Here is a 23,710-nt window from a genome sequence, read left to right on the forward strand (position 1 = left end):
CGAAAACATGCACTCCAGCATAGATGAAGGCAGCGAACCCGCATTGCGGGCGATAGATGTTGTCGCCGCCCGTTTATTGGAATATCCGGGTCGCCTTGCCAAAGGTGCGGGGGATGTCGTGCCGGATTTCCACTTCGCACTCCACTCCGATCCGCTCGAACATATGCTTTTTGATTTTGGCCGCCAGCTGCTTGTCGCTCAGCTTCGTCCGAAACGGCTCGGCTTCGATCTTGAATTTCCCCTTGTTTAGCTTGAAATGGTACCACATGCCGACATCGGGAATTTCCATCAGGAAATGCTCGATTAGGAACGGAGAATAATCTTCGCCGCCCAAATGCAGCATGCTCTCCATCCGGCCTCGCAGATGCAGGACGTCCATCATGATGCCGCAAGCGCACTGGGACGGCTGCAAATAGCCGATATCTCCGGAGCGGTACCGCACCATCGGCATGCCTTCACGCAGCAGCGTCGTGACAATAATTTCTCCGGTTTGTCCGTAAGGCAGCGGTTTTTCCGTAACCGGATCGATAATCTCCACTTTCACATGCCCTTCCATGAGGTGATAGCCTTTGTGATGGCTGCACTCCACCGCGACGCCGCCGCATTCGGTCGAACCGTAGAAGAAGGACACCTCGCAGCCCCACCATGCTTCCAGCCGCGTGCGGAAGGTGTGGGAGCAGCCTTCGCCGGTGAGTATGATTCGTCTCAGCTTGATATCTTCGCCGATTTTAATGCCGTACCGCTCGCTTTGCTCCGCCAGAAGCGCCGCATAGGACGGCGTCGTGGCCAGCACCGTGGCCTGGTATTCTTTCATCAATTCCAACGTTTTATCGACGGGAGCCATATATCCGCCTTTGCCAAGCGACAGCACCGCCGTACCGAAGGCAAACTGGAAGAGCCGCTGGAACCCGAGACCCGGCAGCGCAAACTCGTACGGCAGCGCGACGGCGGCCACGTCGGCGTCCGTTTCCTTGAACAACTCCAAATATTTGGGCAGCAGGTCGTACACGTATTGATCGGCCAGCGTGTAGGCGGTATAGATGGGTTTGCCCGACGTTCCGCTCGTGAGATGCACCTGACCGATTTCTTTCGGATCGACGCATAGTAATTTTTGCTTGTCTCCCCGAATGACGTCTTTGCGCAGCAGCGGCACCGTCGACAGCTGCTCCAGCCTGTCGATCTTTGGCGCTGTGAAGCCGGCTTCCTCCAGCTTCGCGCGGTAATATTCGTTCCGGTTCCAGACATGCGCCAGCGTCGCGTTGATCGCTTCCAGTTGATAGTCTTCGATTCGTTGCCGGGGCAGCTTCTCTATCGTTTTTCCTTCGTCGTCCAGCTGTTTATAGAAAGCTTTGAATTGTTCCAGATGGGACGCATGCTCGTCGATAGAAACCGTCATCTTGTGAGATTGCAGTTTCATAATCATCCTCCTATTCCATTGTTACCCGCGAGAGGACGGCGGCGCCGACTGGCTGGGATGCAGCGTCATCCCCGGTTCCGGTTCTCCAGGCTCAGCTTCGTGCGGGACGATAACAAGTTCAGAATCAGATCCACCGACTCGCTTACCGAATACCGGTCCGATTCGATGACCAGCTCCGGCCGCTCCGGAGGCTCGTAAGGAGCGGATATGCCGGTAAACTGCGTGATTTCTCCCGCTCTCGCTTTTTGGTACAGCCCCTTCGGATCGCGCCTTTCGCACTCGCTCAGCGAGCACTTCACGTAAATCTCAATAAAATCCCCTTCACCGACAATCGACCGCGCCATCTCGCGATCCGCCCGATACGGAGAAATGAACGCGGTTACGGCAATCATGCCCGCATCCGCGAACAGCTTTGCCACCTCCGCGATTCTGCGAATATTCTCCTTGCGGTCTTCGGGATGGAACCCGAGATCCTGGTTCAAGCCGTGACGGATATTGTCCCCGTCCAGAACATAAGAGCGGCAGCTCGCGTGGTACAGCGCCTTCTCCAATGCATAAGCAAGCGTAGATTTACCCGATCCCGACAGACCCGTAAGCCACAGCACGCAGCTATGATGCATATTCAGCCTGTGTCGGTGATCTCTTGTAATATGGGATGGATGCCGCGTAATGTTCGTTTCCAACCGATTCTACCCTCCCACAGCGAATCCATAGTGTGCGTTATACCAATCGGAGGCAAGGAGCCGGCGGAAGCTTCCGCTTCTTTTTGTTTCTCACTTTGATCCTTTCCTCGCATATTATCCATTGACCAGTGATCTTCCCCCCTTCCGGATTACTCTATTTATGAAATGCAAGAGAAACAAGACTTGACTCAGACAAGTGTATATTTTTGATAAAGTAAGCATTTCATCCAACCGCCGGTTGAAAGACTCACATATCTTAACTAGCATAGAGCGATCGAACCTGAAGGAGGGAATTATGCCTGTGTTGCTGTATGGGTTGGAAAATGACCAAGATTTCCAGTATGTTCATACGCGCCTCCTGGTCAGCTGTCCGGCCAGCGGTCCGGACGAAGGAGGATTGTTTTTGCTCGACTTTCAGCGCAACGACATGCAGAAGCTGTATACCGCCAGCTGCATGGGGATGGCGTGGGCGGATAACAGGCTCATCGTGGCGACCGACGATAACCAGATCCTTGCTTTCGATTCGGGGTTCCGGTTGACGTCCAGAACGAAGCACCGGAAGCTCGATTTCCATGGCGTCGCCAAGCTCAGCGATCGGATGGTGCTTGTGGCTGAGACGGCGGTTAACGCGGTCGGCTGTTACGAGACCGGTACGTTCACGCGAATCGGAGAAATTCGTTTCAATCCGATAGAAAAAGATATTCATCATATCAACGACATTTGGTTGGAAGGTTCGACGTTATATGTTTCGATGTTCTCGCCCTATGACAAATGGTTTTTGGACCCGATGCAGCGAAACGGCGCGATCGTCGCTGTCGACTTGACCGGCTTTCATCCGCACGACAGCATAGACATCGATCCGGCGAATCATATTGTCGTGAGCCGCCTGTATATGCCGCACACGGTGATGGTGCATAACGCGCAGCTGGCTTATTGCGACTCCATGTCCTTTTGCGCCGTTACCGGAAACGATACGAAAATTCAAGTGGCGGGCTTTACGCGCGGACTGGCCATAACGGACGATACGATCTTTATCGGGCAAAGCCGCATGAGACATGTGCTGCGCATTCCTCACGAAATGTCCAACTGCAGCCTTGACGGCGGAATCTACGTCTATAATCCGGAGTTTCGAATCTCCCGATTTGTGCCGCTTCCTGCACAGCAGGTGTACCAGATTCTCGAACTTCAACAGCAATTTCCATCGGGAGGTTAAATTTCATGGCCAACGACAAACAGAAGAAATCGTTAGAAGAAGTGAAGAAGCTTCATGCCAAAGGAGTTGACGGCAACAAAAAGGCGGCGAAAAGCGCGAATGAGAAGTTGGCGAAGCTGAGGGAAGCGGCACCTTCTGATGCACTCATCGAAGCGTACTACGGCAGTTCTCTTGCTTTGCTGGCGCGGGATGCGACGAAGACGCTGGAGAAAGCCGATAAGGCGCAGGAGGGGCTTGACGCACTGAACCGGGCCGTGAAGCTCGATCCGAGCCATAAGGAAATCCGGCTGCTGCGAGCCAACGTTTGCGTACGGCTGCCGGAGTCGTACTTCCAATGCGCTAAGACGGCGATCGAGGATTTTACGTATCTGCTTGACCGTTATAAGGAAAATTCCGACTATTTGTCGCATACGCAGGTAAGCGAGATCTTGCGACAACTGAGCACCGCCTATCAAAATGCGGGAAATCCCGCCGAGGCGAACGTAGTGCTGCAGCGTCTAGCCCAGCACAAATCCGCCAAAAAGTAACGCAGGGGGGAAGGACTCCGTTGACAATCCAAAGCGTAAAGGTCAGCCAGCTATCCGCCTCGTACCACGAGAGGCTGATTCACATCATCCGGCTCCACGGCGAAGGCGTCGCAGGCAATGCGGCTTCCGTTCAGGAAGCGAACCGGCTGCTGGAGCTGCTGCGGCGCGATTACCCGGGCGTTACTCTTGCGGAGGCCTATCATGGCAGCACGATGATTCTGGTCGCCCGGGACGCGACGAAACCGCTCGACAAGCTGAAATGGTGCAAGAACGGATTAATGCTCCTGGACAGGGCGGTGGCTGCCGCACCGCATGACCTCATGGTCCGTCTGCTGCGCGGCAAGGCCGCGTTCCAACTGCCGGAGAAGTACTTCAAACGGACGCAGACGGCGATCGAAGACTATACGTTCCTAATCGATCAGGAATTGCGTCAACCTGGCGTATTGGAGGCGGACGAATATCCGAACATTATTTATGAGCTGGGCGAAGCGTATCAAAGTGTCGGCCGGAACCGGGATGCGGTTATGTGCTGGAGCAATCTGCTAACCCGGGCGCTCACTCCGGACATGCGGCAGCGCGTCAGCCATAAATTGCAGGCGATGGAAGGCAAGCCCGCCGTTGAAATCATGCCGCCGGCCAATAGCGTCCAATCGATACTAATCGGAATCGGCGCCCGTGCCACCGGCGACGCCCTCCAACAGTGGGGGCAGCCGAAAAAGAAGAAGTCCGAGAAGAAGAGAAAACAAGCTTCCCGCAAAGCGCGTCAATCAGATGAGGCTGCGGCCAGAAAAGGTAAGAACGATTCGACTTCGAACCAAAAGAATAGAAAATCACACAGCAAGCCGAACAAGAAGAACCGCAAGCATTAAACGAGCAGATCCATATCCGCGGTTCGGCCCAGAAGCATTGAAAGGAGGTGAGCGTCATGTCTAACATTCGGAGAAAAATCATCAAACGGGTAAAAAAGCAGGCGATGCCTTACATCAAGTCGGCTTTGAAAACAGGAGCCAACAAGGTCAGCGAACAGCTGCTGATCGTGGCCGATGATCTGGATCAGCCGATCGACGAAATCATGGAGAAAGTGGGAAATGCGTTGAAAAGCGGTCTGATTGCAGCCGGGCAAGAAATTGCCCGCAACCAAGCCAATACCCGCTGAATGCGTCTGACGGCGGCAAGGCGGCGGGTGTATGCCGGTCGCCTTCCCTCCGAAGGCAGCAGCAGCACATTTCTTGCCTTCAAGCGAAAATGCCCGAAGCTTCTATAAGCTCAGGGCATTTTCGCTTTATTGCGCGTTGTTTGGTTCGCTGCCGCTCTCGCCTTCAAGCTGCCGCAGCAGCTGGGCCGCCTTCTCGTTATCCGGCTCGCGCCGCAGCGCCTCTTCCAGCGCAGCCGCCGCTTGGTCAGGCTCCTCGGTCTGAATGTAGCATTCGGCGAGCGCCAACCACACGTCAGCCTCATCCATCCCTTTGGCGATGCAGTAGCGGAACTCATCGACCGCCGCCGCAGGATCGCCGCCGAGCATTTCCGGCGTATTCAACATGCGGGCGCCGTTCATTCTTCGGGCAAGCGGCAGCGACGGATCGATGTCGAGGGCGATGGCCACCTCGTTCTCCAGCATCTGCAGCAGCTTGACCTTCTCCATCAAACCCCACGCCCCTTCGATCCGGCGGCCGTATACCGCAGCCAGCCACGCGTGCGCTTCCGCGCTGCGGGGCTCCAGCGCCGCCGCCTCTTCAAACCACTGTTGGGCTTCGTCGTACTCCAAGTTTTTGAACCTGGCGTAACCGCGCTGAAGTATGTCATGCAGCCGGGTCGCAGCACGCAGCTGCGAATGGCTCTCCTGTTTGTCGCTCGGCATAGTATCGCTCCTTTCTTGACCATCATCTGCTGCCGCCCTGACCGAATGTCCAACCGACAGCATTCGCTTCCACATTTTATTCCGTATGCCGTCTATAAGTATGGACCATTGCAACATTTTTGCGGTTTTAATAATGGTAAAGAAATGCGCGAGCCGTAACATTCAACGGATGCTGCCTATTCGCACGTAATTCGGCAACGCCGGTCGGCTTCGAATAAATATTCAAACACCCGCTCCCCCATACGCCCCAGCTTCATGCATTTGGCAAAGTTGTGCGTCGAGCCCGGAAGCGTCGCAAACCGGTATTCGTTCGCTATACCGCGCGCCTCGGCAGCCGTTCGCATTGCCCGGGCCCAACGCTCGCCCCGCTCGATGCGGTTCAGCCCCTGCTGCGCATCGATCTCCGGTTCCTGATTGAGCGAAGCGGTTCGCTCCGTATCCAGTTCCCCGACGACGATACAGGTCGGCACCTGCAAAAACCGTTCGGGCACCGGATGAACGCCGGGCAAATCGGGGAAAGCTCCGATCCCTTGCGGGTAAGCAAGCACCGGATCGGGAAAGGTGTACCATCCGGCTGCGCCGATGACGCAGCGCTTGATCCGCTCGGGCCAGGCCATGACGAACCGGTGAGCGAATTGCCCTCCGGCCGAATAGCCGAACAAGTAGATGGCGTCCGTATTCGCGCCGGTTAGACGTCCGGCATCGGCGACGATCCGCTCCAACGCGTAATCCGAACGCTGGCCTTGACCTTCCCGGCCGAGGCAGTTATAGTCCGGAAACCGGCTGCTGTCAAACAGCGGAACGACCATGACGACACCATACTGCTCAGCGAACGGGGCGAACAAGGCGGCATGCTCCTCCGCATTGCGCGAAATGCCGTGAACCGACACGAACAGCTTGGCGCCGATCCCCCCACCGTCAGGGACATAAAGGTAGTAGGTTTGAGACGGATCATCCGCTAACGTTTTATGCTCGATCATTCCAGTTGACAAGTGTGCTCAGTCCTTTGCTGCCGTTATTTTTGTTTATCCGTTTGAATCATTTTGTTAATGCTTTCTTCGGAATCGCGCAACGCGGTGTTGGCGTCTTTGCCGCCGTTAAAATATTGCGTGAATTGATCCCGCAAAATCGTCGTCGCCTTGCCCAAATATTCCGACATCACGACTCCCGGCGCATGCTTACTTTTGAAAATGCTGTCGACATGCTTTCCTTTCAGCGAAGGAATATCCGTACCGAACGCCTTGACGATTTCAGGACTTTTCAAGGAGGTCAACCGTGCCGTTTTTTGGGAAGAAATCAGCTGCACTTCGTCGGACGTCAATACTTTCATCACTTCAACGGCCGCGTCCTTGTTTTTGCTTGACTTGGTTACAGCGACAACATGCGTATTCATCATGGCATACATATTCGGTCTTTCCGGGAAGCTCGGGTACTGGGCAATATCCCAATTCAGATCGTTTTTCTCCTTCTCCGCTTCCATCAGCCTTGGGATCATATTGACTGCGGGAAGCATCGCGATGATTCTGTTCTTCACGAATGCGTCGTCGTCATCGTTAAAAAACTTTTTCGGCGCATTTCCCTCGATGCCGTAAATGCTTTTACCAAGCTCAAACACCTTTTTCCATTGCTCGTTCTGAATGACGGCTTTGTTTGTTTTGGCGTCGACGGCGCCAAGCGACAGCGGATAGTGCAGACTCGCCAAGTTTTGAATGCCCATGCCCCGGTACACGGTGCCCGTATCTTCCCGGCTCACTTTTTTGGCGAGCTCCACGGTCTGCTCCCAAGTCATGCCGTCTTTCGGGTACGGAACGCCGAATTTGTCAAAAATATCTTTGTTATAATACAGCGCATAATGCTGTAGCGCAAACGGAAGCGCATACAATTCGCCTTTATCGGATACCATCTTGATCGCTTCGATCGCAGCCGGCTCGAATCGGTTCAAATCGACTTTATGCTTCGTCAATAACGGCGTCATGTCTTCCAGCAAATCCATCTCTTTCGTATACAACAGCCGGCCGTTCCAGGTAAGGAGCAAATCCGGCGGGCTTCCGGCGGCGATCAAATCTTCGATATTGGTGCCTTTCCCCGGTTTGACCAGCTCCAGCGTAATGTTCGGCTGTACCTTCTTCACCGGATCCGCGAGCAGCGTCTTGAAGTCCTCGTCCGTAATCGAGATGATGATCGGAGCGACCTTCAGCGTGACGGGTTTGTCGATGACGACCGGTTGATCCGCTGCCGCCGCCGGTTTTCCGGCTTCGCTTTCCTTTTGACATCCGGTAAGCGCAATGCCCGCGATCGACAGCAGGGCTGCGAACCGGGTGGCGGTTGCCACAGTCTTTTTATGAAACGCTTTCATTTTATGTCCCCCTTATGTTTATTTTATTCGAACAAAATATCATAGCTGGAGTACAGCTCTTCCAGCTTTTGCAGACGAATTTTAATCCGATCGTGCTCCTTCATCCTGACCCCGACCGCGAGCAGGTTCAACAAGCTGATCGCCGTAGCCGTCGAATTAAACCCGGCTTCATCGCGATTCGGACTCGTGATCAGCGTATAATCGGAAATGCAGCCGACCGGCGACAGCTTGTTATCTGTCACCGCGATGATCCGGGCCCCTTGCTCCTTTGCCGTTCTGACGAATTTGTACGTTTCCTTGGCGTATCGCGGGAACGTCACGGCAACGACGACGGAGCGGTCGCTAACGCTGGCCAGCAGCTCGAACACATCGCCCTGCAGCGGGATCAATCGTACGTTATCGCGTAAAAAGCCGAGCGTCATCGCGAACCAATTCGCCGCCGAGTAGGCCGTTCTGTAGCCGACGACGAATACGGAATCCGCTTGAATAATACGCTCAACGGCTTGCTCTAGCTGATCGGTATCGAGCTGATTCAGCGTTTGCTTTAATATCCGGATATCGCGTTCGATTGCTTGCGCATATGGGCTCGCCTGCTCCGCCGACGGTTCTTCCTCGCGGGAGCCTGACATGCTGCCGCTGTCCAGAATGTGGCTGCGAATGCTGTTCTGCATTTCGGAGAAACTGCTGTACCCGAGTGCATAAGCGAGGCGAATGACCGTGGTTTCGCTTACATTAATTTCCCTGCCGATTTTGGCGATCGTATCGTAGCTGCATTTTTCCAAATGCTGCAAGATGTACTCCGCCACTTTTTTTTGCCCGGCGGACAAATGATCGAACTTTTGTTTGACTAATGTCTCAAACTGCATGCTGCATACGCACCTCATGGAAGAATTTTTTACTTCTTTTTATTAATATTAAAGAATTATTTACTTCATACTATAACATACGTTGCCGCATTTTGAAAACGATTTTTGATTCACGCAGGAAAGCAGGCGCCGTAAGTAACGCATTGGAAAGACAAATAAGGAGGAGTCGTTCGTTCCCCCTCCTTCGCGCGTTCGCGCGGTTCATTGCAGCGCCAGCAGTTCCGTTAAACGCGAAATCACATGATCCGGGCGACTCTGCTGAGGGAGCTGCTTCCATGATATGGGTTTCATGCTATAATTCAGACTAGTGCTCTAAGCTTTTCTCCGTTACCGCATCGTTACCAAAGGAAGGAGATGACTACGATCCGGGAAAATCGAGATCGCGCTGCCGATTCAATTTATTGCGTGGGTTATCCTTGTTTGTTCTCTAACGATCGAGCCGATGCATTGGTTTCTAATACCGAATGTAAATAACACTCCGGCGTTTATTACCGTTTCCATATGGCTGGCGCAATCCTTAATCGCTGCTTATGCCGTTGGTTATTTTATCTTTTAAATACTGACCCGCTTCAACATAGCAAATATGAAAATGAGCTTCTCCCTGCACACTGTATTCTCCATTCTGCACCTTATGGTCATTAGTGCGCTCATCATCGCGGTCGCCGGATTCGAAGACTTATAAGTATAAAGGAGGGGCAAATTTGAGGGCAAAATTTATTTACGTGATCGGAGTTATGTTTATTATTGCATCGGGTGTGGTGTATACAATAGAACGAGCAGCAGCCTCCATTGCTGGTCAAATTAAACTGGCAGGTTTCTATGCAGGGCATTTGAGTGGCGAAGTACCGTCACCTCAAATGCCAAGATTTTCGCGAAAACATATTTGTCCCCGTATTTCTTCTAGTTGGAATCGCAATAATTGCCTTTGCATCGTTTAAAGAGAGAATAATTGAAATTGGGCAAGAATGTGTATTATTGTCAGTGGCGATCATTGCATTCATTCATTGCTAGATTCCCGTGATGCGTCCCAATTTTTCACACCGTTATCTTCCAAAATCCCTAACGTCACGTCCGTGATGTCGGGGTCCTGCAGCAGCATGTCGCGGACTTTAAATTTAATATCGTCGGCATCGGCGAGCGCCAGTCCGGGCTTCAGCTCGATCAAGCCTTCCACATGGTAATAACGCCCTTCCTGCAGAATGCGCATCTGATAAATATCCGTAACATGCGGCTCGGAAAGAATGGCTGTCGCGACCTTGTCCTCCACTTCTCGCGGCGCCGCGACCCCGATCAAACCGACCATATTGTCGTAACCGACCCGAAAAGCGACAAAGACCATAAGCAGCCCGATCGCGATCGTAAAGACGCCGTCCAATATGACGAAGCTCGTTAAAGCGATTATAACGACCGCAATGAGCGCCAGAAGAGCCCCCGTAGTCGCTACCAAATCTTCGTAAAAAACGAGCCTTGTCGGGGGAGCCGCCCTCTTGACGTTGCGGAAGGAAGCCGAAAAAATCGCCGTTCCCTTCGCATCCGACCTTGTTTCATGATTAATTTCTTTCATCGCTTTCCACAGCACATAACCGTCGACGGCCACGGAGAGCAGCAGGACAATTAGGTTCAGCACAAACCCGGTGGATGAAACCGGATGCTGCACCAGGTGAAATCCTTCGCGAATCGTTTCATACGCCATGACCGTAACGACGATGACCGCGACCATGCAAAAAATATTAACTAACCGGCCGAATCCGGTCGGAAACCGGCGCGTCGGCTGCTTTTCCGCGAGTACGCTTCCTACGAATACGAAGGCTTGATTGACCGCATCGGCAATCGAGTGCATCGTAGATGCAAACATGGTTCCATTCCCCGTTAAGGCCGCTGCGATTCCTTTGACAACGGCGAGAAACGTATTGCCAAGTGCAGCCGTTGCCGATGACATGTTGCCTTTCTTGATTAAGCTCCAAAAAGAATCCGGGCTTGCTGCCTTGTTCATGTTATAATGAATGCCTCCAGTTTTATATGGTTTCGTCAGTTCTGCCGTTGTGCATATCTCCCATCGTAAGCTCGATAGCTACACGCATAGTAACTATGATTTACTAAATTCCGTAAAATATGTTAACAGGGATGGGCGTGCTGCCTAAGAGAGTTGCACTTGGGAGCGCCGAATGAAAAACCGAAAGGATCTGCCGCAAAGCAGATCCTTTCTTGTCTTGTGGCATCCTAAAACGTCCGCTTCAGCCTTGTTCCGGATTATCGTGCGGCAGCTCATATTCCGGCGGCAGCTCTTCGCTTCTTCTTTGGGGGAATTCCACCTTCACCGGAATGCCCAGTTCCGCGGACAACGATTGCTCGAACGCCTCCAAACGCTGCTTCAGTTCCGGTTTTATCGTTTGCATTGCCTGTCATCCTCTTTTCCTGTTGGGTACAAGAATTTATAAACCCATCACCGTTATACAAATTTTCCACTTCAGATAGGTTTTCCCAATCAGGCGCAAGTTATGACCCCGTCTGCAAGAGCGATATTCCAAGATAAACAGCCGTTCCCCACATCAATAGCGCGGAAATTTTGTTAAGCGCGACGATCATGCGTCCCGATTGATCGACACGGTTGGTCAGGCGGCCTGCCGTAGCAAGTCCAGTAAACCAGAGCCACGACACCACGATGGCCGCCGCCGCGAAAGCAGCCTTCTCCCCGCCTTCATAGCGCAAAGAACTGGTACCGATCACCCCAACCGTATCCAAAATCGCATGCGGATTCAATAAGGACACGGTGGCGGCAAACGCGACTTGCTGCTTCAGATGCAGCTTGTTGTGCTGATCCGCGGTCGCGGCCGGTTTGCTCCGCCAGGTGACCCAGCCCATGTAGATCAAAAACAAAACGCCGACACACAGCAGCCCCGTCTTGACCCCCTGAATATTCAACACAATCATCGATACGCCGAACACGGCAGAGACGATCAATAGCGTATCGCAGAGGGAAGCGGTGATCACCGCGGGGAATACATTGCGAAACCGTTTGTGCATCGTCCCTTGATTAAATATAAATACGTTCTGCACCCCGAGCGGCAAAATGAGTCCCAATGCGAGAATTATTCCGTGAATCATAGCTGCAAGCATAACCATGGTATCTCCTTTACCGCTTCAATTCGCAATCGTTTCCGTCCATATAGAAGAACCGCGTAGAAATATATTCTACACGGCTCTTCCCAACCTGTCATTTTGTTTTTCAATGGAAAATCATTCTGTCTTATCGTTGGTCGGTTTGATATGCGCGTTGACCGTGGTTCCCTCAGATTCCTCCTGGAACCGGTTGACTGCAGTAACTATAAAATCGTAGTATTTGCCGTTATGAAGATCCTTCACAACATAAGACGTGTCTTGAACCGGCGCATCGTTCACTTTATTGCCGTCAACGTACACGTTGTAGCCGCTGAGATCCTGATCCGTATTGGCTGTCCATGAAACGGTGGCTTGACTATGATCCGTCCGCACCTTCACATTAGCGGGTATCTTTGGAATTGCGCTCCGGTTCACGGTAACGGTGTACGTAGCCGTTGTGTTTCCGTTCTCGGCCGTCACGACGAACCGAATGACGTTTGCTCCTTCCGTCAGAGGAACTTGGATCGTATCTCCGCTGCCGAGGGCGGTGCCGTTCATTTGCACGGATGCCCTGCTATCCATAGGCTGAGCGGAGAAGCTCACGCTGTTCGTGCTGTTCGGCACATTCACCGTATAACCGGTGACGGAAGAATCAAACCCGGCAAGCAAACCGCCGTTCAGTTGAATCCCGCTTAACGCCGCATTATCGCCTGCCAATACCTGCAAGCGGAACGAGGCGGTTTGGCTGCCGTTCTTCGCCTGAATAACGGCTTCTCCCGGATTAACTGCCGTAACGGTTCCTCCGGAAGAGATGGCCGCAACATTCGGATCGCTGCTGGTCCAGATAGTGTTCGCCGTGACGTCAACCGTCCCTCTCTCGCCTTGGAAAAGGACGGCTTTCGCCGATTGCTCTTCCTGACGTTTCATCGTTGGCATCAAGCCTTGAATGCCGATCGTGTTATATTTCGCCCAAGCATCGAGATCGACGATTTGCAGCCGGTCGAGCGGATAAGCGACAGTCGACTGGTATTTCAGCGCACCGGATTCATACAAAATGTACGCCTTGCCTTGTTTCACAAAGTTGCCTTCCGCGGACGACGGCATATATAGCGAATCCGCCAAACTGACATCGTCCATAAACCAGACCGGTACGGATGCTCCTCCGATTGGAACCGTAGTATGCGGTGCGTCCTGGACGCTAAAACGGTATTTAATCAAGCTGCTGTATGAGGCCCCGTTCGTTTGACTGAGCAGCACCTGGTCTCCCAGAACGGTGACGCCTTGAACGCGATCCGTGACGGACAAAATATAATCCGGCACAACCGCCGTATCCGGAGAGACGACTTTGCCGCCCGGAACCATGTCCGTCGACGGGTCCAGCTTGTAGCCGGCAATCCATGCGTTGTATTTCTTTTGATCTCTGCCGGTCATCTTATGCGTTGCGTCCGTATCGTAGCCCGGCGAAGTGCTGTAATATTCCCCGACCCAGAGCACGCCGTCGGAATACGAGCCGAAGGAAGCCCGCGTGTTCGTTTTGAACTTGCCGATAAAGGCCAAATTCGAGTTGTCCGCGGCTTGAATAACCGCATCGAGACTCAACTGATACATGTACGAGTTGTTAGCGATCCATACATACTTCTCGCTAACGGCGACGCCGCCGGCATGGCCGGTATAAGGCACGTTATCCTGCGTCATCAAATGGATCGTTTTGACAAGACCACCGGTTTGCGCATCGATGATCGTAAGCACGCTGGCCCGCTTGTCATCGCGGTAGCTGGAGGTAACGATCCAATTTTTATCCTTAATGTAATGCATCCCTTGCGGGACAAGTCCTTGCTTCAAGCCCGGCACGATCGCTCCTTGCTCGCTCACGTCAAAAAACTCGGCATACTGCGGGAAATTGCCGTTATGCTGTATGCCCGTATCTTCCTGCGTGATCGGCTGATGCGTTGGCATCGCCGTAACCGGCGCGGATTTGACCGACTCGTTGCCGGAAGAATCGACCGCCGTCACCTGAAACTGATAAGAAATGTTCCCGGTCAATGGCCCGATCTTCGCCGAATAAGTCGATGAGGTCACGCTCGCAACCGGAGCGGTGGTGCGGTCACGGTATATCCGGTAACTGGCCACATCCGGCTCTTGATTCGGCGCCCAGGCCAGCTGCACTTCGGCTACGCCGGCCGCAGCCGTCAGACCTTGCGGCTGTGCAGGAGCAATATGATCGATGACGTCCGGTTTCGGCTGAATCGTCACGCTATTGGAAGGAACGGACATATTGTTCGTATCGTTAATCGCGACGACCGAAAACGTATAGTTTGTAAAATTGGTTAAACCGCTGACTTTCAAGGCATTGTCTTCCGTGACGTAATCCGTGTAGTTCCCGTTCATCACAACGCGGTATTGAGTTACATCCGATTCTATACCCGGAACCCAGGTTAATCGGACTTCGCGATCGCCGGCTGCAGCGGTCAAACCCGTCGGAGCCGCAGGAGCGAATGATTCCGGAGCTTGTCCTTCAACGATCTGGCCCGGCGTCGCCTGCTGCTTGACCGCGTTTTTGCGCATCGACGTCGTTCCGTCTGCCGGATATTGGTACACGATGCTGAGGTTTGCAGCCACGTCCCCGTTCGTTCCATTGAACGATGCGCTTGCGATCGGTAAGCCGTCGGCCGTCGAGAGCGTTAAAGTTCGCGCTCCGGTGTTCGCCAGCCCTTGGCCGGATACGCTGCCGAACTGCTTGGCCGTTAGGTTGGAACTATAATTGGCATTGAACTGTTCCAAAGTCACGTTTAATCCGGGGGATCTGACCCAAATGACGATAGAACTGCGAGGCTCAACGACGAGCCCGCTTTCATTCCACGCCCATATGTCGACCGTCGATCCGTTAACGTATTTTAGCTTATAATTGTTAAGCGGTACGGCCATGCTGCTGTTGTTGTAGATCTCGAAATATTCATAGCCGTCTACCGATTTCCCTTCCGATGTAAGCGCATTCGATGAATCCGGCACGACTTCGGTAATCATCAAGGGAGGTACGGGGAGCGGCTGTGCGGCAGAGGCGTTCTGATGACCGACAAGCAGACTGCTTGCCCCGAGAAGCAGGGAAACACTGAAATGAACGATGGCGCGGGTCTTGTTATTCTTCTTCATAAATCGCTCTCCTTATGTTAGTCTTTTGCGGCATCGTTGCCGGAACGACAAAAAAGACGACGTCCCCTCCCGAAACATTCCCTACGCGCGTTAGGAAATTGTTGTACGTTAGGGTGTTCTCGTCGTCTCTACCCTGTATCGTTCAAACATCATGCTCGCAATCTTATCCCATCGTATCATGCGAATTGAATTCTGCATAGTCCTAGAACGATTGAAAGCAATCGCTTTCAATTGCGTCTAAGGTCCCGATTGGCTATTGCGGCATTCATACTTGCATGATGTAGTTCAGTGCATTGTCCGTTAAGTAGTCGGACGCCAGTTCGATCTTATTGGTTTGCAAAAACATTCGGACCAATGTGCTGCTCGTATTCAAATGCTCGGTCCCGGGCGTCAGGTAGATCGTTTCGGCGAAACACGCCTTTCGGTTGTACTGCTCCAGCTTGATTTCATAATCCAGATCGGACGACCCGCGAATTCCGCGTATAATGACATCGATCTTGTTGTCCTTAATGTAATCGGCCACGACCCCCGGATACTGGACGACGCTGATGGAATTGGTGATGTGCTCGGTCGAAAGCTGCACGATTCGATATCGCTGCTCCGGCGTAAACATGTATTGCTTCGACCGATTGCCGGCAACGACGATGTCGATATGCTCGAACAGCCTGACGGCCCGTTCAAGTATATTCAGATGTCCTAAAGTAAACGGGTCGAACGACCCCGGATATATCGCTCTCATCTGCATCCCTCTTACACCGTTTTACTTGCTTTCTTTATTTTACTTGTTTTCCGGCTCAACTTCCATTCGGATGGCATCGCACCTGATTCCCGACCCGCCGCCCGCTTTTCGCTGCGTAAGCGTAACCGTGTTTTCGCCGCTTCGGATGAGCGAGGCCTCGAACGGCAATTCGCTGCCGACGTCGGATAATCAACCATGCGACAGCAAAAAGCCTCCCGCCCCGCTTTCACGGTTAGGAGGCATGGAATAGTCCGCTTTTGTGTTACTCGAAATAAACGGCTTTGCCGGTTTTGGACGATTCGTAGATCGCCTCCAAAATTTCCGATACGATGCAAGCCTGCTCCGGCGTAACGACCGGATCGATATCTTTGTCGATCGCATCAAGCCACAGACGCGCTTCCAGATCAGCCGGGCTTTCCTTCTTGCCGTCGTAGAAATCGACGCCTTTGGCATCAAGCTGAATCTGGTTCATGTACAGCCTGCTGTGCTTCTCTCCGTTAATGCGCAGTCCGTCCTGCATATCGGCGCCGCCCTCGGTGCCGCACAGCGTCGTCTTCGCTTCGCCGGTCGCAAGCATATTTATCGCCCAGCTCGACTCGAGCACGATCGTCGCGCCGTTCTCCATCGTAATCATGCCGAAGGCGGAGTCTTCCACGGTGAATTTGGCAGGATCCCAGGAACCCCATGCGTTCGCCGCATTCTCTTTGTGCGACAGCTTATGGAAGGCGGTACCGAGCACCGCCTTCGGCTTGTAGTTGTCCATCATCCACAGCGTCAAATCGAGCGCATGCGTACCGATATCGATCAGCGGCCCTCCACCCTGCTTCTCCTCATCCAGGAATACGCCCCATGTCGGTACCGCGCGGCGGCGAATCGCGTGCGCTTTCGCATAGTAAATTTCGCCCAAGTCGCCTTCCGAGCAAATCCGTTTCAAATATTGGCTGTCGGAACGGAAACGATTCTGGTAGCCGATCGTCAGCTTTTTCCCGGAGTTTCTGGCCGCTTCGACCATTCTTCTGGCGTCCGCCGCGGTCTTCGCCATCGGCTTCTCGCACATCACGTGCTTCTTCGATTCCAACGCGGCAATCGAAATTTCGGCGTGAGAGTCGTTCGGCGTGCACACATGAATGATATCCAGTGTGTTGTCCGCAAGCAGTTCTTTATAGTCTGTGTATACTTTCGCGCCTTCTGCACCGTATTTTTGCACAGCATCCTGCGCTCTTTGTTCGACGATATCGCAGAACGCGACCATTTCCGCATTTTTTTGATTTTTCAGTGCCGGCATATGCTTTCCGTTGGCAATGCCGCCGCAGCCGATAATCCCGATACGATATGTTTTGGACATTCGTTGGTTCCTCCTAAAAGTAAGTTCTCCACCTTAGTATAGACAAGTATCTGGAAAAAGAAATTCACGATCTGGCGTTTCTTTTATTCAATTTTGTCATTTGCCGGCTGCTGCAACCATACCCTGCTCTTCTTCGCCGCCGCTTCCCACAACGCATCCATCACGACCGCTTGGCGGATCGCTTCCCCCGCATGGTCCGCCAGCTGTGTCTCCGAATCGCCGGAAATAATACTCTCCGCAAAATGCTCCGCCTGCTGCCGGAACGAGTCGATCCGGATCATCGAGAAGTGCTGCTCCTGCCCATTCAAGGTGAACACCAGATTGAGCACTTCCGGCGTGGCGCGAAAATCAACCCGCATTGTTCCCGCCGTTCCGAAAACCTCGAAATACGCGCCTTGCGCGGTGTTGAAGAACGAACCGATCTGCGCGGTTTTGCCGTCCGCAAAATACATCGTCCCGACGAAGCTTTCGTCGATCTGATGAACCGGATGCATCCGCGTGCCGGCTTCCACCGCCAGCGGTTCCTCGCCGGTAAAATATCTCGCCCAAGCAACGAGATAGCATCCGATGTCATACAGCGAACCGCCGCCCCATGCCGCATGCCAACGCGTACTGTATGCATCCGGGATGAACGAATAGTGGCCGTGCAGATGGATCCATTCTCCGATCGAACCGTCGTGGAGACGCTTTCGAATCTCGGCAATCCCTTCATAATAATGCCATACATGCGCTTCTTTTATCCGCACACCGTATTGTTCGGCTGCCTCCGCCATTTCTCTTGCATCCTCCGCATTCATGGCGAACGGTTTTTCCACGAGCACATGCTTTCCTGCCTTGCAAGCTTTGACGGCCCATTCTTTATGTAGATGATTCAGCAGTGCAATGTATACCGCATCAATGTCCGGATCGGCCAGCAGCTCCTCGTAACCGGCGTACGCCCGAGGAACGCCGTACTTTTCGGCTGCGTTACGGCTGCTTTCTTCGTTTCTCCCTGCTACGCCGAGCCATATGCCGTTGCTTGCCCGCGTAAGCGCCGTTCCCGCTTTGCCGATAATCCGGCCTGTTCCCAGGACCCCCCAACGTATTTTCTTTATTGTCATAGGTCTCAGCTCCTTATTCGACAGATTTCCCGGGAAATGAAAGATCCCGGCAAAAAAAGGCGCGCAATGATGTGCCCGCCCTGATGTTTTGATCCATATTTTATTATACCTTTTTATTGGTCGATGTCACCAGCTTATATCCGACGCCGCGAATCGATTCGATTTGCACCGATTGCTGATTCATCTCCAGTTTCTTCCTTAGCGAGCTGACATGTACGTCAACCGTACGCTGGCCGCCGATATAATCAAATCCCCATACGATGTTCATCAAATCGTCGCGCGTCACGACGATCCCGGGCCGCTGCACCAAATACAGCAGCACCTCGAACTCCTTCGGACGAAGCGGAATCGACTCCCCGTTCAAGACGACCTCGTATTTCTCAGGGTAGATGAGCAAATCGCCGGCCGTGATCACCTTGTCGTTGGATCCCGTTGGATCGAACAAAGCTTCGTCGGCCGACGTACGCCTAAGAACCGCGGATACGCGCGCTAACAATTCCGCTACCCCGAACGGTTTCGTAATGTAGTCATCCGCTCCGAATTTTAATCCTTGAACGACTTCCTCCTCGGCATTGCGCGCCGTCAAAATAATAACCGGCGTCTTGTTTCCTTTTTGCCGGAGTCTGGACAAAATTTCGAACCCGTTCATCCCCGGGAGCATAATGTCGAGAATAATCAAATCGAACGACTGCGCAAGCGCAACCTGCAATCCGTCGCTGCCATGATCGACCACTTTCGTCTCGTAGCCTTCCTGCGATAAATTGTACGACAACAGCCTCGCCAGCGTAGGCTCGTCTTCGATTACTAATATTTTATACGTCATGGGAATCCCCCAAATCAGTTGTGAACCTCGCAATCATCATACCAAAGAATCGTTAACGAATTGTAAAGCGATCGTAAACGTTTCGTAAATTTTGCGTTAAGCTTGAATCAGCGGCAGCTCGATCATGAACTTCGTCCCTACGCCGACTTCGCTTTCCACCCGGATCGTCCCTTTGTGCAGCTCAACCAAATGCTTGACGATCGAGAGTCCCAGTCCCGTACCGCCGGAGCTGCGGGATCGCGCTTTGTCCACGCGGTAAAACCGTTCGAAGATGCGCGGCAAATCTTTTTTGGGAATCCCTATGCCGGTATCGGAAATATGCAGCCGAACCTTGTCGTATTCCTCCCCTTCGGCGCCGCTGGCGACCTGTTCCACCTTGATCTTCACTTTGCCGCCCTCCGGCGTATAATTGATCCCGTTGGACAACAAATTCATCAATATTTGCCGCAGACGGTCTTCATCCGCTTCCATATACACTTCGCCCGGAACGTGCATCGTCAGTTCGATCGATTTTTTCCGCGCTTCCGCCTCCATCACATGCAGGCAATCTCCGATAAACGTCTGCAAGTGCACTGGAGAAAATTGCAGCGGGATACGCTTCGACTCGATTTTGGACAGCTCCAAAATGTCGCCGATCAGCCGGTTCAGACGGTCGCTTTCATCAAAAATGATTTGCAGAAACGAACGCGCCGTATCCTTGTCGTTCAGCGCGCCGGCGAGCAGCGTTTCCGCGAACCCTTTGACGGCGGCAATCGGCGTCTTCAGCTCATGCGATACGTTGGCCACGAATTCGCTGCGCATCCGCTCCAAACGGCGTACGGCGGTAATATCGTGCAGCACGATCAGCACGCCGGCCCATACATCATTATTTTGCCAAATCGGATTCAGGTTAATCTCGAGAATGCGTTCAGTCGGATAATAAAATATGACCTCGTCGCGAATATGCTCCTTCGTATCGATGCATTCCTGAATCAGCTGCATGAATTCGAACTGCTGCTTCGCCTGATCGAACTTTTTGCGGAGCAGCTCCTGGGCCGCAAAGCCGAGCAGTTCCTCCGCGGAACGGTTCAACAGCGCAATCCGGCCGTCCCGGTCGATCATGACGACCCCGCTGATCATATTCTCCAATACGCTCTTCAACCGATTCTCGTCTTCCGAAATGCGTTCCATCTGGAGCTGCAAGCTGTCCGCCATCTGGTTGATCGCTTGCCCAAGCTGACCGATTTCATCCTTATTCGACGACAGCGATACCCGGTATTTATAATTCATATCCGTGATTTGCTGCGCTACCCGCGTAATGAGCTCGATCGGGCGCGTAAAGCCGTACGCCACGCGATAGCTGACAAGTCCCGCCAAAACAAAAACCGCAAGCAGGCCGGCGAGCAGACCGTACCATACCCGGCGTATCGCTTGCTCCACTTCCTCCAGACTCATCGCAAGCCGAAGGTATGCTGCCGATGATCCCGCTTCCTTTACGGGAATGGCGGCGTACAGCATATTTTGATTGAGCGTGCTGCTATAGCGCTTGGCGTAGCCGATGCCGTTCTGTTTGGCTTGTATAATTTCTTCGCGATCCGCATGGTTCACCATCTCCGCCGGAGAATGATCCGAATCGGCGATCACCGTTCCGTCCGAACCGATGAAGGTCACCCGGGTATCCGCGGATTGCTTGAGGCGCACAGCCAGTTCCGTATAATGCCTCGCCATGTCCGCCGCCGTGCCGTCTTGCTTCCAATCAAGCGTCGCCAGCATCACCTGCAGCTCCCGCTTCATGTTCGCCTGCAGCGAGTCGATATACGAATCCTGCATCTTCTTGGCCATGAAGAGCCCCGCCACCAGAACGGAAGAACCGATGATCAGGACGAATATCATCGTAAGCCGAACCCGAAATTTGTTCATCAATGCACATTCCTCCATACGGCTGCGGTGACGCTTTCCTGGTGCATGAACGACCGCACGGCACAGTTTTCTCCCTATCGTACAAGAGGCGGTCAGGAAACGCCAGTTAACTTTTTGTAAAAGGGCATATGGATCACTTTCTTCATAAACCAGTGATTTAATGTGGCGAAAGGCTGCTGGATCAAGATCGACAAGACGACCGGCACCGCCGCAAGCGGTTCAAAATAAGCAAGAGCGAGTACCAGACCGAGCGAGATATTCCGCATCCCGGACGAGTAAGTAATCGCTACGATCAGCTCGGGCTTCTTCAGCCACAGCGAGCCGAACAAACCGATCGCATAAGAGAATAACACGAGCAGTACGATGAGCGGGATAACCGAGAGCATGTCGTGCTTCAGCTTGACGACGTACGGCTCGATGGCTGCGGCGTTGATCATCACGACCAGCACCATCGCCGCCTTGGAGGTCGGCGCGCAGACCGGGGCCGACCACGCTTTGAAGCGCTGCTTGGACAGCTCGTTCGCCAGTACGCCAAGCATCGTGGGCACAACGATAATTTTTAACAGATCGAGCATCACTTTCGTATGGTCGAAGTCGATCGACTTCCCGAAGAACAGCTCGACGGCTAGCGGGATAACGAACGGGCTGAGCGCCGAGTCGATCACGATCATCGCCAGCGTCAGCGCGACGTGCCCTCGGGACAAACCGACCCAGATCACGGAAGAAACGCCGAGCGGAATGATCGCGAACAGCACGAATCCGACGACGTAAGGCGAGTCCGCACCGAAAGCCGCGACGCCGATGACGTATCCTACGAGCGGGGCGATGATATGCGCGAGCGCAAACGTCAGCAGCATCGCTCCCGGCATGCGGAGCGCCTCGCGGATTTGTTTCCAGCTGCAGCCGCTCGCCATCACAAAGGTAAGATAAGCAAACAAATACGGCGCAGCGGGTACAAGTCCAATAAAGTGACTAGAAAAAAGAAACCCAAGTATCAAAGATACCGGGACGATGACGGACAAATATTTTTCTATATACGCGTTCAATCGAATTCCGAATGCACCCATGCTCATCGATTCGGCCCGATCCTAGGCGAAGACCGGATCTTTGAACTGGGACAGCTTCTCGCGGGAATCCTTCTCTACTTCGGCGTGCAGGCTGTTGCCGTGGGAGTCCATCGTAACGATGGCCGCAAAGCCTTCGGTTTGCAGATGCCACATCGCCTCCGGAATACCGAATTCCATCAGATCGACGCCTTCCACTTTTTTGAAGCATTGCGCATAGTATTGCGCAGCGCCGCCGATTGCATTCAAATATACAGCGCCATGTTCCTGCAGCGCCTTGAGCGTTTTCGCACCCATCCCGCCTTTGCCGATAACGGCGCGGATACCGAATTTCTTAATGATGTCGCCTTGATAAGGCTCCTCGCGAATGCTGGTCGTCGGTCCGGCCGCTTTGACGACCCAAGTGCCGTCCGCTTCTTTGGCCATCACCGGTCCGCAATGGTAAATGACGGCGCCGTTCAGGTCGACCGGAGAATCGTGATCCATCAAATATTTGTGCAGCGCGTCGCGGCCGGTATGCATCGGTCCGTTAATGATCACGACATCGCCGACGCGCAGCTCGCGGATTTGTTCTTCCGAGATTGGCGTATGCAGCACGACTTCGCGGCGTTCGCCGGCATCCGCCTTCGCTGCGGAGGCTTCTTCCTGCCCCATCGGCACCTCTTCGCCCTTCTGGTATACCCATTCCTGAATTTCGCCGGTACCGGCATCAATCAATACGCCTTGTCTGCGGAACGCCCAGCAGTTGTAGGCAACGGAGACGAAGAAACTGGCCGGCAGGCGGTTCATGACGCCGATCTTACAGCCGAGCAGCGTCACTTGACCGCCAAAGCCCATCGTGCCGATGCCGAGCTTATTGGCGTTTTCCATGACATAATCTTCTAACTTGCGCAATTCCTCATTCGGGTTCACATCGTCGGCCGCGCGGAACAGCTGATGCTTCGCGAGCTCATAACCCGTCGTCCGGTCGCCGCCGATGCCGACGCCGATGAAGCCGGCGCTGCAGCCTTGCCCTTGCGCCTGATATACCGCATGCATAATGCACTTGCGGATGCCGTCCAGATCGCGGCCGGCTTTGCCGAGACCTTCCAGCTCCGTCGGCAGGCTGTATTGGATGTTCTTGTTCTCACAGCCGCCGCCTTTGAGAATCAGCTTCGCTTCGATCTCATCCTTCTCCCACTGCTCGAAGTGAATGACCGGCGTCCCCGGCCCGACATTGTCACCGCTGTTGGCTCCGGTCAAAGAATCGACCGAATTCGTACGCAGCTTGCTATCCTTGGTCGCCTGCGCAACGGCGGCGATGATCTGCTTCTTCATCTCGATCTGATTCGCGCCGACCGGCGTATGAACGATAAAGGTAGGCATGCCCGTATCCTGGCAAATCGGAGAAACGTTGCACTCCGCCATATGAATATTGTTCGCGATCGTCGACAGCGACAGGGCGGAACGCGTTCCGGCGTCTTCCTTCACCTGGGCAGCCTGAATCGCCTGACGGACGTCGGCCGGCAGGTTCGTGGACGTTTCGACGATCAGTTTATAAATGCTCTCTTGAAAATGCTTCATGATAAATT

22 protein-coding genes are annotated in these 23,710 nt (G+C 53.4%); 5 read left to right on the forward strand and 17 right to left on the reverse strand.

Translation table 11 applies throughout. From position 1 onward, the window contains the following. Window positions 1-73: 73 nt before the first annotated feature. Window positions 74-1,417, reverse strand: coding sequence for a phenylacetate--CoA ligase family protein (locus ACFQI7_RS16880; protein WP_218098013.1), 1,344 nt, complete (start codon window positions 1,415-1,417; stop codon window positions 74-76). Between the two features lie 65 nt (window positions 1,418-1,482). Further along, window positions 1,483-2,100, reverse strand: coding sequence for an adenylyl-sulfate kinase (gene cysC, locus ACFQI7_RS16885; protein ID WP_218098014.1), 618 nt, complete (start codon window positions 2,098-2,100; stop codon window positions 1,483-1,485). Window positions 2,101-2,395: 295 nt separating this feature from the next. On the opposite strand from cysC, the gene ACFQI7_RS16890 reads away from it, so the two are divergent. From ACFQI7_RS16890 to ACFQI7_RS16905, 4 genes are read left to right on the forward strand one after another with little or no spacing between them, the layout of a single operon-like run. Further along, window positions 2,396-3,313 carry a DUF4915 domain-containing protein gene (locus tag ACFQI7_RS16890; protein WP_218098015.1) on the forward strand — a complete coding sequence of 306 codons (918 nt, stop codon included), beginning with the start codon at window positions 2,396-2,398 and terminating at the stop codon, window positions 3,311-3,313. Window positions 3,314-3,318: 5 nt separating this feature from the next. After that, window positions 3,319-3,840: a hypothetical protein gene (locus ACFQI7_RS16895; protein WP_218098016.1), complete on the forward strand. Its 522-nt coding sequence runs from the start codon at window positions 3,319-3,321 to the stop codon at window positions 3,838-3,840. Window positions 3,841-3,860: 20 nt separating this feature from the next. Next, window positions 3,861-4,709 carry a hypothetical protein gene (locus tag ACFQI7_RS16900; RefSeq protein WP_218098017.1) on the forward strand — a complete coding sequence of 283 codons (849 nt, stop codon included), beginning with the start codon at window positions 3,861-3,863 and terminating at the stop codon, window positions 4,707-4,709. Between the two features lie 56 nt (window positions 4,710-4,765). Further along, entirely contained in the window at window positions 4,766-4,996 is a 231-nt protein-coding gene (locus ACFQI7_RS16905) for a hypothetical protein (RefSeq protein WP_218098018.1), read from the forward strand. 126 nt (window positions 4,997-5,122) lie between these two features. Here the strand turns inward: ACFQI7_RS16905 and ACFQI7_RS16910 are convergent, their stop codons facing one another. The 4 genes from ACFQI7_RS16910 to ACFQI7_RS16925 all read right to left on the reverse strand — a co-directional run bounded on the left by ACFQI7_RS16910 (window position 5,123) and on the right by ACFQI7_RS16925 (window position 8,920). Next, window positions 5,123-5,698 carry a tetratricopeptide repeat protein gene (locus tag ACFQI7_RS16910; RefSeq protein ID WP_218098019.1) on the reverse strand — a complete coding sequence of 192 codons (576 nt, stop codon included), beginning with the start codon at window positions 5,696-5,698 and terminating at the stop codon, window positions 5,123-5,125. 176 nt (window positions 5,699-5,874) lie between these two features. Further along, window positions 5,875-6,690, reverse strand: a complete 816-nt coding sequence (locus ACFQI7_RS16915) for a S9 family peptidase (protein WP_218098020.1) — start codon at window positions 6,688-6,690, stop codon at window positions 5,875-5,877. Between the two features lie 23 nt (window positions 6,691-6,713). Continuing rightward, entirely contained in the window at window positions 6,714-8,054 is a 1,341-nt protein-coding gene (locus ACFQI7_RS16920; protein ID WP_218098021.1) for an ABC transporter substrate-binding protein, read from the reverse strand. Window positions 8,055-8,077: 23 nt separating this feature from the next. Continuing rightward, the gene (locus ACFQI7_RS16925; protein ID WP_218098022.1) at window positions 8,078-8,920 is read right to left on the reverse strand and encodes a MurR/RpiR family transcriptional regulator; all 843 of its coding nucleotides are present in this window, start codon (window positions 8,918-8,920) and stop codon (window positions 8,078-8,080) included. Window positions 8,921-9,621: 701 nt separating this feature from the next. On the opposite strand from ACFQI7_RS16925, the gene ACFQI7_RS16930 reads away from it, so the two are divergent. After that, on the forward strand, window positions 9,622-9,858 hold the full coding sequence (locus ACFQI7_RS16930) for a hypothetical protein (RefSeq protein WP_218098023.1): 237 nt from the start codon (window positions 9,622-9,624) through the stop codon (window positions 9,856-9,858). A 59-nt stretch (window positions 9,859-9,917) separates the two neighbouring features. On the opposite strand, the gene ACFQI7_RS16935 is transcribed toward ACFQI7_RS16930, so the two are convergent. From ACFQI7_RS16935 to ACFQI7_RS16985, 11 genes are all read right to left on the reverse strand, one after another. After that, window positions 9,918-10,913 (reverse strand): cation diffusion facilitator family transporter, encoded by a 996-nt coding sequence (locus tag ACFQI7_RS16935; protein WP_218098024.1) that lies wholly within the window; start codon window positions 10,911-10,913, stop codon window positions 9,918-9,920. 241 nt (window positions 10,914-11,154) lie between these two features. After that, window positions 11,155-11,316 (reverse strand): hypothetical protein, encoded by a 162-nt coding sequence (locus tag ACFQI7_RS16940; protein WP_218098025.1) that lies wholly within the window; start codon window positions 11,314-11,316, stop codon window positions 11,155-11,157. A 100-nt stretch (window positions 11,317-11,416) separates the two neighbouring features. Further along, complete coding sequence (locus ACFQI7_RS16945) at window positions 11,417-12,037, reverse strand: LysE/ArgO family amino acid transporter (protein WP_218098026.1); 621 nt, start codon at window positions 12,035-12,037, stop codon at window positions 11,417-11,419. Between the two features lie 120 nt (window positions 12,038-12,157). Continuing rightward, the gene (locus ACFQI7_RS16950) at window positions 12,158-15,169 is read right to left on the reverse strand and encodes a fibronectin type III domain-containing protein (RefSeq protein ID WP_218098027.1); all 3,012 of its coding nucleotides are present in this window, start codon (window positions 15,167-15,169) and stop codon (window positions 12,158-12,160) included. A 265-nt stretch (window positions 15,170-15,434) separates the two neighbouring features. Beyond that, window positions 15,435-15,908, reverse strand: a complete 474-nt coding sequence (gene coaD / locus ACFQI7_RS16955; protein ID WP_218098028.1) for a pantetheine-phosphate adenylyltransferase — start codon at window positions 15,906-15,908, stop codon at window positions 15,435-15,437. 262 nt (window positions 15,909-16,170) lie between these two features. Beyond that, window positions 16,171-17,253 carry a Gfo/Idh/MocA family protein gene (locus tag ACFQI7_RS16960; protein ID WP_218098029.1) on the reverse strand — a complete coding sequence of 361 codons (1,083 nt, stop codon included), beginning with the start codon at window positions 17,251-17,253 and terminating at the stop codon, window positions 16,171-16,173. An 83-nt stretch (window positions 17,254-17,336) separates the two neighbouring features. Then, window positions 17,337-18,353 carry a Gfo/Idh/MocA family protein gene (locus ACFQI7_RS16965; RefSeq protein ID WP_230414757.1) on the reverse strand — a complete coding sequence of 339 codons (1,017 nt, stop codon included), beginning with the start codon at window positions 18,351-18,353 and terminating at the stop codon, window positions 17,337-17,339. 103 nt (window positions 18,354-18,456) lie between these two features. Beyond that, window positions 18,457-19,176 (reverse strand): response regulator transcription factor, encoded by a 720-nt coding sequence (locus ACFQI7_RS16970; RefSeq protein WP_218098030.1) that lies wholly within the window; start codon window positions 19,174-19,176, stop codon window positions 18,457-18,459. A 96-nt stretch (window positions 19,177-19,272) separates the two neighbouring features. Beyond that, on the reverse strand, window positions 19,273-21,075 hold the full coding sequence (pnpS, locus tag ACFQI7_RS16975) for a two-component system histidine kinase PnpS (RefSeq protein ID WP_218098031.1): 1,803 nt from the start codon (window positions 21,073-21,075) through the stop codon (window positions 19,273-19,275). Between the two features lie 92 nt (window positions 21,076-21,167). Next, window positions 21,168-22,148 carry a bile acid:sodium symporter family protein gene (locus tag ACFQI7_RS16980; RefSeq protein WP_329958211.1) on the reverse strand — a complete coding sequence of 327 codons (981 nt, stop codon included), beginning with the start codon at window positions 22,146-22,148 and terminating at the stop codon, window positions 21,168-21,170. Between the two features lie 15 nt (window positions 22,149-22,163). After that, the gene (locus tag ACFQI7_RS16985) at window positions 22,164-23,702 is read right to left on the reverse strand and encodes a fumarate hydratase (RefSeq protein WP_218098032.1); all 1,539 of its coding nucleotides are present in this window, start codon (window positions 23,700-23,702) and stop codon (window positions 22,164-22,166) included. Window positions 23,703-23,710: the final 8 nt, after the last annotated feature.

The sequence above is a fragment of the Paenibacillus allorhizosphaerae genome (assembly GCF_042659105.1).
GTDB lineage: Bacteria > Bacillota > Bacilli > Paenibacillales > NBRC-103111 > Paenibacillus_G > Paenibacillus_G allorhizosphaerae.